The sequence below is a fragment of the Thalassococcus sp. genome, from assembly GCF_982780845.1.
This window is the reverse complement of the sequence record NZ_CEYADA010000021.1, coordinates 1-13348: the sequence shown is the minus strand read 5'-3', so window position 1 is coordinate 13348 and position 13348 is coordinate 1. Positions and strand designations below refer to the sequence as shown.

Below are 13348 nucleotides of genomic sequence, written 5' to 3'. Positions count from 1 at the left end.
AACGGCTTACGCGCCACCACGGATCAGTTGATCCATATTGATCGACGGCTGCGAACAGCCCGCCTCGCCCACGATGCGTGCCGGAACGCCCGCGACTGTTTTCATCGGCGGCACCTCTTCCAGCACCACGGAACCCGCTGCAATGCGTGAGCAGTTGCCGATCTTGATATTGCCCAGAACCTTGGCACCCGCGCCGATCAGAACGCCATCGCCAATCTTGGGGTGACGGTCTTCTTCTTCCTTACCGGTACCGCCGAGCGTCACGGAATGCAGCATTGAAACGTTGTCACCCACCACAGCGGTTTCACCGATCACGATGGAATGCGCGTGGTCGATCATGATCCCACGGCCGATTTTTGCAGCAGGGTGGATATCGACGCCAAAGACCTCAGAGCAGCGCATCTGGAACATATACGCCAGATCATGCCGCCCCTGACGCCACAGCCAGTTGGCCACACGGTAGGACTGGATCGCCTGAAAGCCTTTGAAATACAGCAAGGGCTGCAGGAAGCGATGGCATGCCGGATCGCGTTCGTAGACGGCGACGATATCTGCACGCGCTGCCAGCGCCAAATCCGGATCAGAGGCGTGCGCCTCATCACAAATCTCGCGCAGAATCTGCTCGGACATTTCGCCATTCGCCAGCTTCAGCGAAATCCGGTAACTCAACGCCCGCTCGATTGTCGGGTGATGCAGCACCGAATAATGCACAAGCCCACCCAGCAGCGGCTCGTCCCGAACAGCATCTTCTGCCTCGGTCAGAATCCGTGCCCAAACCGGATCAAGTTTTTCAACTTTTGCTTTGGTTTTGGCCATTGCGCCCTCCGTTTAACGCGTTGACCATAGCAGATATGTCGCGGATCGGAAACGCAAAGAGGTGATGTAAAATATCACAAACGCGAATGTTGATTTTGATCACCCTAAGAAAGGGTGATCGTTGCATATGGCCCCGATCCATAGGTTTCCGAAACCTGCGCAACTTCGATCGAATATTCGCCAGTGACAAGATCAGAGGCACGTTGGGCCTGCGTGTAAGTCCATTCAGGCTGAGACACGACAGCTTCACGAACGGTTTGTCCCGCTTGCACAATGCGCAGGTGATAGCTTTCGTTGCTTTCGCCAAGCGGCACGTCACTCAGATCCCAGCTGTCCCCGTCAATGCGGGTCCGGCGGACCCAGCTGACCGAAATATCCCCTGCGGCGTCCCGTGCCTGAAGATGTGCCGGACGGTACGGGCGCGCACCATTGCCGTTGAAGGCATGCGAGACATACTCATAGCTCGGGTCATCATAGGGCCTGCTGGCCGGACCAATCCGGTAGTGGCGCAACTGCCGTTTTGCGGACGCCGCCAGTGAAATTTGCAGTGCGGAACCATCCAGCAGCACCACGTAAGAGCCAACAGGCCATTCCCGCGGCATCACGCCATCCGTGCCGAATTGACCACGCAACCGGTGTCCAAGTCTCCACGTATCTGCTGTGACAAGTGTTGCATCGCGGAACTGAAAGATTTCCCAATTGTCCGGCGACCCATCCCCAATCGCCATCATATTCGCACCTGACAGCAGGGCTTCTTCTGTGACGGACTCGAGGCTTCCTGTGACCAGTTTGATTTGCAGATCATCGCCACGGTCGACCAAACCGGACATGGCCGCCGGCAAGACGGTTTCGGTTTCGCCGATGATCGCGCCCTGTTCGATCAACGTATTCACCTCGTAACCCGCATCGGTAGCCGACGAATACAGCGCGACGGCCCCGGGCCACGGGTCGGCGGTGACAGCCATGTAAGGCGCATGTTCAGCTTCGTCGCCCCGCATCAAGGGCAAATCCATAAACATGGGCAGAACCGGTGTTACAGGCGTAAATCCTGACAAAGCGGGCACAGCTTCGGGGAAGTCAGGAACATCATGCACCGCAGGCTCGATCCGCGTCGCATCAATCTGCTGGTAATCTCCCTGCTCGATCCGGTCGATCCGCGCAGTGATCGGAAGGCCCGCGCTTTCGATTCGGATGACGTCTCCAGCGCCCAGATAAGACTGGGAAGGAGGAAGGCCAAAGTGCAGCGTATCCCGCGCAATCCGCGATTCAGCCAGCCAGCGTTCAAGCGTTAGCCGCCCTTCCGCGCTGGTCATCGACAGAGGCAGTTCGCTTTCGGATACCGAGTGCGTTTCATCCTCGGGATGAACGACTTCTTCGGCGCGGATCGCGTGATCGCCGTCGGCCTCAAAGAACCGCAACCGGACACGTCCGGCCATTTCAGCCTCATTCGCGCGGGTGTGGCTCAGGGCGCCGTCCAGATCGCCACTGATCACCAGAGCATTCCGGTCAATGTCGGTCACAAGCGGATCGGTCCGCATCTGGAACCGCAGGACGCCGTCACGCTCTACCGCATCAAATCCGTAAGCCAGCATAAGCGATTGCAACGCCGCGCGTCCGCTGGCCACATCCGCTTCGTGGAACCCACGGACAAAACCATGCAGGCTAGAGACATCGATCTCGGTCACGCCACAGCGCGCGCAGATGTCTTCCACCACAGAAGCCAAGGTGCAGCCAGAAATTCGCCCAGTGATCCAGTGACCGCGACGGTAATTTCCACCGTCCGACCAAGTATCCGACATCGACGGAAACCACGGATAAGGCCGTGCATCCCATGCCCACACAAATGCGTGGGTCATGTCGATCATTGGGGCTTCATAATGCACCGATACAGGGTTGTTCGCGGGATCGCCCCAATAGCCATGCATCGCGCGCAGGTATTGCCGCTGGATCAGATCATCACGCCGCCCGTTTGACGCGCGCGGCATATGGCTTTCCGACGACTTCGGATCAAGGAACACATTCGGTTGGTTTGTGCCCTTATCGATGGCTGCACAGCCAAGTTCTGTGAACCAGATCGGCTTTGATTGCGGTTCCCACGCTGTTGGCGCATCCGAACGAACGCCGCCGACACGGTTATGGTGCGAATTCGTCCACCACGACCGGATATCCTTGTAGCGGTAGATCCAATCCTCGCCATGTGCACCATCGGTGATGTGTTCTCGGCGCTGGGCAGCGACGGCCTCGGGCGACGGGTAGTACCAGTCATAGCCCTCGCCACCTTCGACGTTCGACTTCAGGTAATCCACGTTGTGAATATGCCCCCAAACCGCATCCGCGTGGTCACGCCCGTCGCGCCAATCCGACAGCGGCATGTAGTTGTCGATGCCGACGAAGTCGATGTTCGGATCGGCCCACAGCGGATCAAGATGAAAATACACATCACCCGAGCCGTCCTGCGGATGATAGCCGAAATATTCGGACCAATCGGCGGCATATCCGATCTTGGTATCCGGCCCCAGAATGGTGCGGACCTCTGCCGCCAGATCGCGCAACTGATCAACGGCAGGAAAGCCCTGATCATCGCGGATTTGCGTCAGCCCGCGCATCTCGGACCCGATACAGAAACTTTCCACACCGCCCGCAACTTTGCACAGCGCTGCGTAGTGCAGAATGAACCGGCGAAAGCCCCATTCATCAGCCCCCGAGTAGCCAACAGACCCACTGCCAATCGTGAAGTCCGAGGCGGTCGCCGTCCCGAAAAAAGCCGCGACCTCGGACCGTGCGGCGGCGGTGCCATCCGTCGTGCCAGCCATATTGGGTGCCAAAGACGTCGTGATACGCCCACGCCAGGGCAACGCAGATTGATCCGCCTCGCCTGACCACGGGTCGACCAACCCGTTTCCTGCAAGCTGATCCATCAGGATAAAGGGGTAGAACATAACCTCTTGCCCCTTGGCCTGAATGGCTTGGATTGCTTCAATCACCGAGGCATCGTTAGGCGTACCGCCATAGACAATCCCATCGTCGTCCGATGGCACGACCTGCGCAGCGCTTCGCGACAGACCGGACACGCGCCACGCGCTTTTGCCGATCTCGTGGCGCGTTTGTTCGACCTTCGGGCGCAGGGCGCAATGGCCAGCGCGCAGGTCATCGCCAAACCAGCTGACCACCACAGACACGGCCCGGCAATTCGGGGCCTCGTCCGACAACATGTTCAACGAGGTCACAAAATCTGCCTGCTCGGACGGCGAATGCACGTTCACAGCGGTCTTTTTGCCCGTACCGGTCTTCTTAAAGCGTGGCGTTGTGGATAGCGCATATTCCCCCGAACCGGGCAACAACGCGACCGCATTGATCTGATGCGGCACGTCGCCCTCGTTCAAGGACGGGCGCGTCACCTCAAAGCTGAACTGGGGAATTCGGTTGCCGAATTGTTCAAGCTGCAAATCCTCGAACAGGACGTAGGCCGTGCCGCGATAGGCAGGCACGTTGCCTGTTCCCTCAAATGCTTCGATTTTTGGGTCGGGCAACTGGTTTCGGTCGCCCTTGTAGACCCGCATATTCAGGTCCGGCACCGCGATTTCATCGCCATCCGCCCAGACGCGATTGACCGACGTAATCTCGCCTTCGCACAGCGCAATCGCAACCGACACGCTGTAGCTGTAGGTTTTGACAGTCGGCTGGCTTGGCGACCCCTTGCCGCCGCCCCCACCAGACGTTTTGCGTTTTTCGATGAACGGGCCGGCCCAAATGACCTGCCCGCCAACACGCATCCGGCCATAAACACGCGGAATACCCGATCCTTCGCTGGCGCCGGACAGACGGAACCGTTCGATACGGCCCGTCTCAATCGTTTCGGCCCCTTGCCCCATCAGCCGCTGGTCAATCGCACGGCCCAGCGTCGCGCCGACAAAACGGCCAGCGGCGACAGCTGACAGCCCCAAAACCGTTCCCCCAATAGACCCACCAATTGCCGCACCCGCAGCCGAAAGAAGCACCGTCGCCATCACTGAATCTCCTTGGGAAAGGCAAATCGCGCGGCAATTCTGCGTTGCCACGGCTTGGTCAGGGCGCTTTCGATAACGCCATGACCGGAATAGGAATGGATAAAGCCCTGTTCGCTGGCGATGCCCAGATGTTTGGCGACTGCGCCGTCACGCATCCGGAACAGTAACACGTCGCCGGCCTCAGGCTGCCCCATAGGCCGCGGCAACAAATGCCGCTTGGCTGCGCGCCACAAGCGTTCATCGCCCTGTGGTTCGGACCAGTCCATCGTATAGGCAGGCGGCGTTTCGGGTTCAGCCCCATAAAGCCCGCGCCACACACCGCGCAGCAACCCAAGGCAGTCACACCCCGCCCCAATCGTCGAGGCCTGATGCACATAAGGCGTCCCGATCCAGCGCCGCGCTTCTGCGACCGCAGCGATCATAACCTGATCCAGTTCACGCCCTTGCGCTTGGATTTCCGCTGCGCGTTTTTCGAAGGCTGCGAGATCATCCAATCTTCGCCAGGAATGTCTGGAAAACCCTGAAAGTTGACGCCATTGGCAAACTTGCCGACGCAAGTGTCAAACCGCTTGTCACAGCCCGCGACCAATCGAACTGTGTCACCTGCCGCCAACTCCGCACGCAGGCTTTGCCAAAGTTCTATTTCGCGCGATCCGTCAGCCAACGTGATATCCCGCTTGATGGCGACGCTCAGACCATGCGCTGCGCCGTCGATCACCTGAAAGGCACCGCGTTCGAACCACCCCGCATCATAGCCATGCAAGGCGTTAAATCGCACCTTCAACCGCTCAGGCACGTCCTGCACGACGACTGTCGCAACCATCCCCGGCGCGTCCAGATCAACACCACAGGACCGATCCCCGAACACCGCCGTACAGGGCTTTTGATAGGCGCGCCCGATGGGACGGTTCAGCAGATCCGTCAGACCACGCAATTCTGCCTGAAACTGCCCGTCCGTGCGGCGCACTTCGCCGATAAACCCGCGGAACAGCACCTTACGCTGGCTGACATCAGACCAGTTGACCAGATAGGCCAGAACCTCGGCCCCGTCATAGCGACCGGTTTCAATGTCTTCCTCGCGAATAGCCGTAGACGACAAGGCCCCCAGCGCTTCGGTGTTATCAACGGCCAAGCCCGTGCCCTGTTGCAACGCCATCGCGCTCAATCCGGTCTCGGCCTTAAAATCCACACCGTCAAAGGACAGATCACGGTCATGATCGGTAAAGCCCAGAACCTCTCCGTCATTGCGTGTGATTTTCCAACAGCGCGACACGGTCGTGTGGCCTGTGCCCAAATGCGCCTCAAGCTCAGCAACGCTCATACGCGGATCTCCACCACTGGAACGCTGGGCGCTTCACCGGCCTGAAAGTTCGCCATGCTGGTCTGGATGCGGTCTGTGTCAAAGCGGACCGGCACATCAAATTCGTATCCAGCCGAAATCACCGCACCGTCGAACGGCGGCGCAAAGAATGTCAGGACGCCCGTTTCATCGTCCAGTTCAAAATGCACGCCTTCCGTCTGGTCCACGCCATGCACGGCTACGATTACAGAACCAGGAACAGGCTTTTGGATCGGGCGCACATAGGTCTGCTCGCCCGAGCGATAGGTCTTGGACAGTTGGAACACTGTTGCCTGTCCGTCGCCATGGGCGATCACCTGATCTTCGCGACCAATATCCTGCGACGGTTTGCAGGATTTGAAGTCTGACCAGTCCTTCCAGCGGAATCCGTGCAGTTGCCCGTGGCGCGCTTCAAAGAAAGCAATTAACGCCTCGATATCGTCCAAAGACCGCATCCCGATGCCCGCGTCATAGCGACGGCGCGAATGGGCCCACGGGCTGTTACGCTCTTCATGACCATTGGCCAGCGTCACAATATCGGTGCGCCGTTCGGGGCCACCGTGGGACCCGAAGCTCAGACGCGCTGGAAAGCGGATTTCGTGAAAGGACATGGGCAGACCTCCTTATCGGTTGCGCTGGCTACGGGCCAGAACACGGGTCATCTGGGTTGCGATCTGGCTTTGCGATCTGCGGAAGCCGTCAACATCGGGCGTCGTGATGTTGAACACCACGGTCGAAGACCCACCGCCCCCGCCACGCACGCCCAGCTTGCCATCCGGCCCACGCGCCAAAGGCATGATTGCCTCTGGCCCGGCCTCGCCCATCAATCCGGTGCCACCCCGCATTGGAAACGTGACCGGGCCCGACACGACACCCCCATTGGCAAAGGGCATCACCCGCCCCTGGCTGAACGCCGCGCCATCTGCAAAGGGCGACATCGCGCCAAATATCTGGCCGGCGCCCGCAGTGATCATCCCGCTAAGGTGATCCGCCACCGGTTTGACCGCCGCGCGATAGGCCGTGTTGATCATGGATTGCGCCACCGTTTGCAGCGCGTCTGACAAACGCATTCCGTCCAGAACAACGCCATCAATCGCGCGACTGACACCGCTGGACAGAGATGTGTTAAGGCGACGCGCACCATCGCTTGTGGCGTCGAACGTCGTGCGAATGCGGGACAGTTCCGTGTTGAACGCCGCCGCCATTCCTGCCGCGCCCGTCAGTGATTTCTCAAGCGCGTCAGCTTGATCATCAAGGTTTTCAAAGCTGCTCATCCGTCATCTCTCCTATCTCGTCGGGAAAGGCCGCGACCAAGGCATCAAGCCGATCTCGCCCCATCGGGCGCGGCCCTGCCTTTTGCCCCAACATCAACTCCAGCTCGGCAGGGGTCAGACGCCAGAAGTCATCCGGCTTAAGCCCCAAACGGTGCACCCCCGCCGCAAGCATTTCGGCCCATTCAAACCGCATCACGCGTAAACCTTACGCCTGATCCGGCAGGGCAAACGCCCACACCAAAAGCTCTGCCGCCGCTCGCGCCGCAGCCAGCGGCCCGCCTTCAATCTCGATTTGCATCAAATCCTCGGCACGGCCCTGCCAGCCCCCGCCGCGAAGACCCGCAACGATCAAGGCCAGCACATCACGGGTCGACGACCGGCCAGCTTCAAAACGCTGCACAAGCTCGACCAGCGTTTCGTCACCCAGCCCCGCCTCCAGTTCCGCCAATGCCCCCAGTGTCAGCCGCATCACATGCCGCTGACCATCCAGCACAATCGCCACTTCTCCGCGCCAGGGGTTCGCCATGATCAGACCGCCGCCGCGACGAAGCTGAGCGCACCGGCAGAGGCCAGCGACATCTCATAGGTGGCCTCGCCGTTATAGGTGCCCGCATACTCCAGCGACGTGACCTGAAACGCGCCTTCGACGCGGCCAAAATCGGGAATGATCACCTGAAAATTCGGCGTCTCGCCATCAAAGAAGATCTGGCGCGCGCGTTCGTCCGTGTCGCCATCACGGAACACACCCGAGCCGCTGATCGCCGCGCTGCGCACACCCGCACCGCCCAGCAATTCACGCCAGCCGCCTTCGCTTTCCAACGACGTCACGTCCACGGCCTCGGCATTGAAACTGACGCGCGTTGCGCGCAGGCCCGCCATCGTGTGGAATTGTCCGTCACCGGTCAGATCAACCTTGATCAGCAGGTCTTTACCATTCTGGGCAGCCATATCGCTCACTCCGTTTTAGATAATCAGATAAGGTCCACGCGGGCGCGGAATGTCAGATCAATCTGCCGCCCACCTGATTTGCCGCGCTTGGCGCGCGCTTTAAGAAATCGCAGAAATACCAACTGCCCGACCGCCAAGGTCAGATCGGCCTCGTGCAGGCTGTCGTTGACCGCACCGGCCGCACGTTTTGCTGTCTGGAAGCCGCTGGCGTCGCTGATGACGCTGACGGTCAGATCGTGCCACGCGCCATTCGCGGTCACGTCCGAGGCGTCGCGCACCTCTTCCCCGCCCAGCGCCACGAACAACGTGGGCAAAGTGCCTGTCGGCATTTCATCGTAGATATGCGCGCCTACCAAGCCGGTGACATCCGCATCACCCTGCAACTGCGCATAGATCGCCGCCTGTAGCGCGGCCGACGCCTGATAGCTCATGCCACACGCTCCTCTTCGGCCAGACAGGTCAGAAAGCGACCGTCGAAATCCGCCTCATGCACCGCCTTGATATGAAACAGACGGGACCCGACGCGCAGGCGCTGCCCCGGTTCAGGGCGGTTCGCATGGCCAACAGGGGCGGCACGCGTCGTGATCCGGTGGCGCGTCTCGGCCACAGCACCGCCGTCTGCCTGTACCAAGCGCCCGCCACGGGGATTTAACGCAACCCACAACTGCCCCAGTTCCTGCCACTGCGACGCCTGCCCGCCTGCCCCGTCAGGAACCAGCGCGCGCGCCTCAAGGATAGCCGACAAGTTCAAACGCGCATGCTTCATGCCCGTGCCCCCAGACGCATCGGACGGAACCGCGCCAGCAGGCTGCTGACACCGAACGGCATGCATCCCTGACCCAAGGCAGTTTCATCGCGATATTCGTAATAATGCGCCGCCAGCAGCAGAACCGCTTGCTGTAGATCTGCTGGCAGACCGGTAAACTCCGTGCTGTATCCTGCCTCGAACCGCACCTCTGCCGTGCCACCGCTCGGGATACCGGACAACGCGCTGGTTATCGATTTCAGACGCGGGAAATGCGCATCGGCCTCAAGCTGCACGGTCACCGGATCAATCGCCGTCACCGCACCAAAGCGATCCACGATATCCAGACCAAGGATCGACGCCACCGGCGCAATCGGCAGGTTCTGAACATCGCCAGCAGACCACTCTCGCACACTCAGCAAAAACGCGCGGCGGATCAGCGCCTTACCTGTCCGTGCCTCGACCGCAGCCAAAGCCGCCCGCAAAAATGAGGCCAGCACCTCGTCCTGAACATCGTCTTCGGCAAATCCCCGTCCCAACCGCAGATGCCGCTTAAGCGCATCGACAGGCAAGGCGCGCTCGGGCACAAATGTCTCTTCGACCAACATCATGATCTTTCTCCGCAAACTTCTGTCCGGCTCACTCACCAAGCCAAGTCGGGCGCGCACCACTCACGTTGCTCGGACGGAGAGGAGCAGCTGGACAACGCAAGCACTCACTTGATGCGCACCCTCTGTGTGCGCCCGTCTGGGCACACACATCTCATGTCCCGGAATTAGACCGAGCAGCTCAGCAGCTTGATCGCGGCAAAGTCTGTCACGTCACCACCAATGCGCTTGGTCGCATAAAACAGCACATGCGGCTTGGCGCTGAACGGGTCGCGCAGCACGCGCAGATCGGGACGTTCCGCAATGGTGTAACCGACCGAGAAATCGCCAAAGGCAATCGGCGTTGTGGCCGACCCGATGTCGGGCATGTCTTCGGCAATCAACACCGGATAGCCCAGCAGACGCGCAGGCTCGCCGGCGGCCAGACCGTCCGACCAAAGATGGCGACCATCTGCATCCTTCAGCTTGCGCAGCGCGCCGGCGGTTTTGGAATTCATTACGAATGTACCCTTGGCGCGGTACTGCGCGCCCAGCGCATAGACCAGATCGATGATCGCATCGCCGTCGCCCAGATCACCGTCCACACCTGTCGCAACAGTGCCCAGATTGCCCCAGGCCCAAACCGCGTCATCCACCGTCGGCGCGGTCAGGAAACCACGCGGCTTGTCGATGCCGTCACCGGACACAAAGGCCTGCGCTTCGGCTCGGGTGAACTTGTCGGCAATACGGCCCGCCAGCCAAGCCTCGATATCAAAGGCCGCATCGTCCAACAGACGCTGGCTGGCTTTAGGCATGGCGTTCAGTTCGTACAGCGGGATCGAGATACGATCGACGGTAGGCGTGCCAGTCTCGGATGTTGGATCAACCTCGTTCGCCCAACCCGCGCCGGTGTCGTTCTGGTCGACCAGAACATCAAAGGAAGACGCCTCGACCTGGACCACATTGGCAATCGCACGGATCGACGCGCTCGAGGCCAGAACCGACTGAACCGTCTCGGACGTTTTGGGATCAACCAGATAGCCACCATCGGAGTTCACCGCCGTGTTCATGGCTTTGCCTTCCAGCTCCAGATGGCGCAGGCCATCGTCATCGCCGCTACGCACATAGGCGTTGAACGCTTTCTGATGCGGCGGCTCGATTTCCGCAGCTGTGGACAGGGCCGGGCGTGCGCCCGCAAGTGCAGTTTTACGATCAAGCATGTTCAGTCGCTCTTCCTGTTGAGTAAGTTTCGCCGTCAGATCGGCCCGCAGGCCTTTGATGTCCCCGACCAGCCCCGCCAAAGCAGAGCCGACACGGGTGGCCGGAGACACATCTCCTCCGGCCCGAGAACTGGTCTCGGTCATAGTCATCATCGTTTTCCTTCAGGTGTCGGCGGGGGTTAGTCGCCCGCCATCTCGCGGCGCGCACCCTCAAGCGCCTGCGCCAGTTCATGCAGGACCTCGGCTTCCAGACTGTCGCCCTTTGCCGCAACCCGTGCACTCGGAAGCATCGGGAAGGTCACCAGCGACACCTCCCAAAGCTCCACCTCGGTCAAGAGCCTCTGGCCCTTGTCATTCTTCGTCGCGCGGATCGTGCGGTAACCGATCGACAGCCCGTCAATCGCGCCTGCCGCCACCAAGGCCGCCGCCTCGCGCCCCTTTTCAACGCTCTCCAGCAAACGGCCTTTTACGTACAGACCCTTGCTGTCCTCGCGCACCTCGTCCCAGATGCCGATGGGTTGCGCCGGATCGTGCTGCCACAGCATTTTCACCGCGCGGTTCTCTGCCGCCAACCGCGTCAGTGATGCACCGTAAGCACCCTTACCCACCACATCATTGCCCTGATCACAGGCCCCGAACAGCGATGCATAGCCTTCGATCACAGCACCATCCGTCACCGTCAAATCCGCATCGAACCGGCAAAACTTACGTTCCAGATCCATCATTTCCCCATTCGCCTTTCCATCAGGGCCCCACGGCAAGCAGGCCTTGAAATGCCTGCGCCAAGATCACCGCCACCACGCCATAGACCGTCAGCCAAAGCCGCTTTTCCAACCGCTCCATCAACGCCTCAAGACGTTGCAAACGCCCCGCGATGCTTTTGAATTGCAGCTCCGTCACCCGCTCATGCGCCTCAAGCCGCAAACCCGGCGCGCAATCAAAGCTTTCGTAGCGCGGGCGCATCTCACTCAAGACCATCGCCTTCAGCCAATGCAGGCAGACCCAACATCATCCGCTTTTCCGCGTCGGTCAGGAAACCGGCCTTGCCGATCCGTTCCCACTGGGCATCCCGTTCGGCAGACAGCGCAGACACCTGATCCAGATCCGGCTTGATCTCGATCTCTTCGCCGACGAACTCGGACAACCATGCGCCCAAAGACGCCGCCACCCGCGTCGCCAGTGGCAACACTGTCAGGCGATAGAACGCACGATGCGCCTCTTGGTAGTTCGAGAACGTCGCCTCGCCCGGAATCCCCAACAACATCGGCGGCACGCCAAAGGCGATGGCGATCTCGCGCGCTGCGGCCTCTTTGGTTTTCTGAAATTCCATATCCGCCGGACTGAACCCCATGGGCTTCCAGTCCAATCCGCCTTCCAGCAACATCGGTCGCCCCGCATTCCGCGCACCCTGATGGTGTGTCTCCATCTCAGCCACCAGACGGTCGTATTGATCCGCGCTCAGGCTGCTGCCATCCGGCCCCTGATACACAATCGCCCCCGAAGGCCGCGCCGCATTGTCCAACAATCCCTTGGACCAGCGCGAAGCCGAATTATGCACATCCATCGCCTGCGCCGCTGCTTGCATCGGCGATAAACCATAATGGTCGTCCTGCGGATGAAAGCTCTTGATATGACACAGCGGCGACACCGGGCCCGACACATCAAACCGATGCTTCCGCGCGCCCACGGTATATTCATAGGCCACCGGCCAACCATCCGCGCCCGGCACCAAACGCATCCGGTCCGACCGCAAAACGTGTAACTCTACAGGCGCACCGCTGTCCGCGCCCACAGCCTCGACATACCCGTCACCCGACAACAAAAGTTGGCCGTAAAGCGCCTCGAACAACTCGGCACGGCCCTGCATTGCATTCGGGCGGCGCAGCAGACTGACCAGCGGATGCGCATCATAACGGCGCTCGCGGTCCTGAAGCACCAAAGGCAACGCCGCCGCCGCCTCGGCAATCAGCTTGACCGCGCGAAAGCCCACCGGATTTCCGGTAAAGCCCATGCGCGTCAGCGTCACCGTATCCCGCGACGACCACGCCACTCGCCCCGCCATGCCAGAGGCAATCAGAGGCCCCGTCGCGCTTGCCTTGGTTTCTGGCACGTCCGCCTCGGCCCGCTGACGAAAAAGGTTAAAGACCATGATCTGCCGCTCCTCGTTGCGCCTGATCTGCCCCGCCGGTCTCCGGTCAAGGGCTGATCAGTCTCTGGTTCAAATCGCTGACGTTGCCGTCGTTGAAAGCAGTTCTAAAACGCAGAACTTAACGGGCATTCATCACAGCGTACGCACCGTAGGCCGGCCCGAACGCGGCGCACGCAACACCAGTTCGGTCAACGCCCAAACCAGCGCATCCACACGGTCCGGTGACCCTTTTCCTTCAAACCCGTTGGTGGTCATCAGACACA

Annotated in this window: 16 protein-coding genes; all 16 read right to left on the bottom strand. The window is 60.4% G+C overall.

The annotated features are described in order from the left end of the window. Nucleotides 1-6: 6 nt before the first annotated feature. Nucleotides 7-816, bottom strand: a complete 810-nt coding sequence (gene cysE / locus AC4FIA_RS17115) for a serine O-acetyltransferase (RefSeq protein WP_488050180.1) — start codon at nt 814-816, stop codon at nt 7-9. Between the two features lie 104 nt (nt 817-920). Next, nucleotides 921-4823 (bottom strand): baseplate multidomain protein megatron, encoded by a 3903-nt coding sequence (locus tag AC4FIA_RS17110; protein WP_490366837.1) that lies wholly within the window; start codon nt 4821-4823, stop codon nt 921-923. Beyond that, nucleotides 4823-5245 carry an NlpC/P60 family protein gene (locus AC4FIA_RS17105; protein ID WP_490366836.1) on the bottom strand — a complete coding sequence of 141 codons (423 nt, stop codon included), beginning with the start codon at nt 5243-5245 and terminating at the stop codon, nt 4823-4825. Before AC4FIA_RS17105 ends, AC4FIA_RS17110 begins: the two co-directional genes overlap by 1 nt. Continuing rightward, a complete protein-coding gene (locus tag AC4FIA_RS17100; RefSeq protein ID WP_490366835.1) occupies nt 5242-6144 on the bottom strand; it encodes a DUF2163 domain-containing protein in 903 nt (300 codons plus the stop codon). The genes AC4FIA_RS17105 and AC4FIA_RS17100 overlap by 4 nt, the downstream gene beginning before the upstream one ends. Continuing rightward, nucleotides 6141-6773 (bottom strand): phage distal tail protein, Rcc01695 family, encoded by a 633-nt coding sequence (locus tag AC4FIA_RS17095; RefSeq protein WP_490366834.1) that lies wholly within the window; start codon nt 6771-6773, stop codon nt 6141-6143. The genes AC4FIA_RS17100 and AC4FIA_RS17095 overlap by 4 nt, the downstream gene beginning before the upstream one ends. Nucleotides 6774-6785: 12 nt before the next feature. Beyond that, a complete protein-coding gene (locus tag AC4FIA_RS17090) occupies nt 6786-7436 on the bottom strand; it encodes a phage tail tape measure protein (protein ID WP_488050175.1) in 651 nt (216 codons plus the stop codon). After that, nucleotides 7423-7629: a rcc01693 family protein gene (locus AC4FIA_RS17085; protein ID WP_490366833.1), complete on the bottom strand. Its 207-nt coding sequence runs from the start codon at nt 7627-7629 to the stop codon at nt 7423-7425. Before AC4FIA_RS17085 ends, AC4FIA_RS17090 begins: the two co-directional genes overlap by 14 nt. A gap of 12 nt (nt 7630-7641) precedes the next feature. Then, nucleotides 7642-7962, bottom strand: a complete 321-nt coding sequence (locus tag AC4FIA_RS17080) for a gene transfer agent family protein (RefSeq protein ID WP_490366832.1) — start codon at nt 7960-7962, stop codon at nt 7642-7644. 2 nt (nt 7963-7964) lie between these two features. Then, complete coding sequence (locus AC4FIA_RS17075) at nt 7965-8384, bottom strand: phage major tail protein, TP901-1 family (RefSeq protein WP_103910981.1); 420 nt, start codon at nt 8382-8384, stop codon at nt 7965-7967. A 23-nt stretch (nt 8385-8407) separates the two neighbouring features. After that, a complete protein-coding gene (locus AC4FIA_RS17070) occupies nt 8408-8815 on the bottom strand; it encodes a DUF3168 domain-containing protein (protein WP_488050172.1) in 408 nt (135 codons plus the stop codon). Next, nucleotides 8812-9150, bottom strand: a complete 339-nt coding sequence (locus tag AC4FIA_RS17065; RefSeq protein WP_490366831.1) for a head-tail adaptor protein — start codon at nt 9148-9150, stop codon at nt 8812-8814. The genes AC4FIA_RS17070 and AC4FIA_RS17065 overlap by 4 nt, the downstream gene beginning before the upstream one ends. Further along, entirely contained in the window at nt 9147-9740 is a 594-nt protein-coding gene (locus AC4FIA_RS17060) for a head-tail connector protein (RefSeq protein WP_490366830.1), read from the bottom strand. Before AC4FIA_RS17060 ends, AC4FIA_RS17065 begins: the two co-directional genes overlap by 4 nt. A 164-nt stretch (nt 9741-9904) precedes the next feature. Next, a complete protein-coding gene (locus AC4FIA_RS17055) occupies nt 9905-11086 on the bottom strand; it encodes a phage major capsid protein (RefSeq protein ID WP_490366829.1) in 1182 nt (393 codons plus the stop codon). Nucleotides 11087-11115: 29 nt separating this feature from the next. Then, entirely contained in the window at nt 11116-11658 is a 543-nt protein-coding gene (locus AC4FIA_RS17050) for an HK97 family phage prohead protease (RefSeq protein WP_490366856.1), read from the bottom strand. A 22-nt stretch (nt 11659-11680) separates the two neighbouring features. Then, nucleotides 11681-11914: a GTA head formation protein, RCAP_rcc01685 family gene (locus tag AC4FIA_RS17045; protein ID WP_490366828.1), complete on the bottom strand. Its 234-nt coding sequence runs from the start codon at nt 11912-11914 to the stop codon at nt 11681-11683. Next, nucleotides 11901-13085, bottom strand: coding sequence for a phage portal protein (locus tag AC4FIA_RS17040; RefSeq protein WP_490366827.1), 1185 nt, complete (start codon nt 13083-13085; stop codon nt 11901-11903). The genes AC4FIA_RS17045 and AC4FIA_RS17040 overlap by 14 nt, the downstream gene beginning before the upstream one ends. Nucleotides 13086-13348 lie beyond the last annotated feature (263 nt).

Bases quoted from the DNA above. Each gene is read 5' to 3' on its own strand.
- cysE (WP_488050180.1), bottom strand. From the start codon at position 816: ATGGCCAAAACCAAAGCAAAAGTTGAAAAACTTGATCCGGTTTGGGCA.
- AC4FIA_RS17110 (WP_490366837.1), bottom strand. From the start codon at position 4,823: ATGGCGACGGTGCTTCTTTCGGCTGCGGGTGCGGCAATTGGTGGGTCT.
- AC4FIA_RS17105 (WP_490366836.1), bottom strand. From the start codon at position 5,245: ATGATCGCTGCGGTCGCAGAAGCGCGGCGCTGGATCGGGACGCCTTAT.
- AC4FIA_RS17100 (WP_490366835.1), bottom strand. From the start codon at position 6,144: ATGAGCGTTGCTGAGCTTGAGGCGCATTTGGGCACAGGCCACACGACC.
- AC4FIA_RS17095 (WP_490366834.1), bottom strand. From the start codon at position 6,773: ATGTCCTTTCACGAAATCCGCTTTCCAGCGCGTCTGAGCTTCGGGTCC.
- AC4FIA_RS17090 (WP_488050175.1), bottom strand. From the start codon at position 7,436: ATGAGCAGCTTTGAAAACCTTGATGATCAAGCTGACGCGCTTGAGAAA.
- AC4FIA_RS17085 (WP_490366833.1), bottom strand. From the start codon at position 7,629: ATGCGGTTTGAATGGGCCGAAATGCTTGCGGCGGGGGTGCACCGTTTG.
- AC4FIA_RS17080 (WP_490366832.1), bottom strand. From the start codon at position 7,962: ATGGCGAACCCCTGGCGCGGAGAAGTGGCGATTGTGCTGGATGGTCAG.
- AC4FIA_RS17075 (WP_103910981.1), bottom strand. From the start codon at position 8,384: ATGGCTGCCCAGAATGGTAAAGACCTGCTGATCAAGGTTGATCTGACC.
- AC4FIA_RS17070 (WP_488050172.1), bottom strand. From the start codon at position 8,815: ATGAGCTATCAGGCGTCGGCCGCGCTACAGGCGGCGATCTATGCGCAG.
- AC4FIA_RS17065 (WP_490366831.1), bottom strand. From the start codon at position 9,150: ATGAAGCATGCGCGTTTGAACTTGTCGGCTATCCTTGAGGCGCGCGCG.
- AC4FIA_RS17060 (WP_490366830.1), bottom strand. From the start codon at position 9,740: ATGATGTTGGTCGAAGAGACATTTGTGCCCGAGCGCGCCTTGCCTGTC.
- AC4FIA_RS17055 (WP_490366829.1), bottom strand. From the start codon at position 11,086: ATGACTATGACCGAGACCAGTTCTCGGGCCGGAGGAGATGTGTCTCCG.
- AC4FIA_RS17050 (WP_490366856.1), bottom strand. From the start codon at position 11,658: ATGGATCTGGAACGTAAGTTTTGCCGGTTCGATGCGGATTTGACGGTG.
- AC4FIA_RS17045 (WP_490366828.1), bottom strand. From the start codon at position 11,914: ATGGTCTTGAGTGAGATGCGCCCGCGCTACGAAAGCTTTGATTGCGCG.
- AC4FIA_RS17040 (WP_490366827.1), bottom strand. From the start codon at position 13,085: ATGGTCTTTAACCTTTTTCGTCAGCGGGCCGAGGCGGACGTGCCAGAA.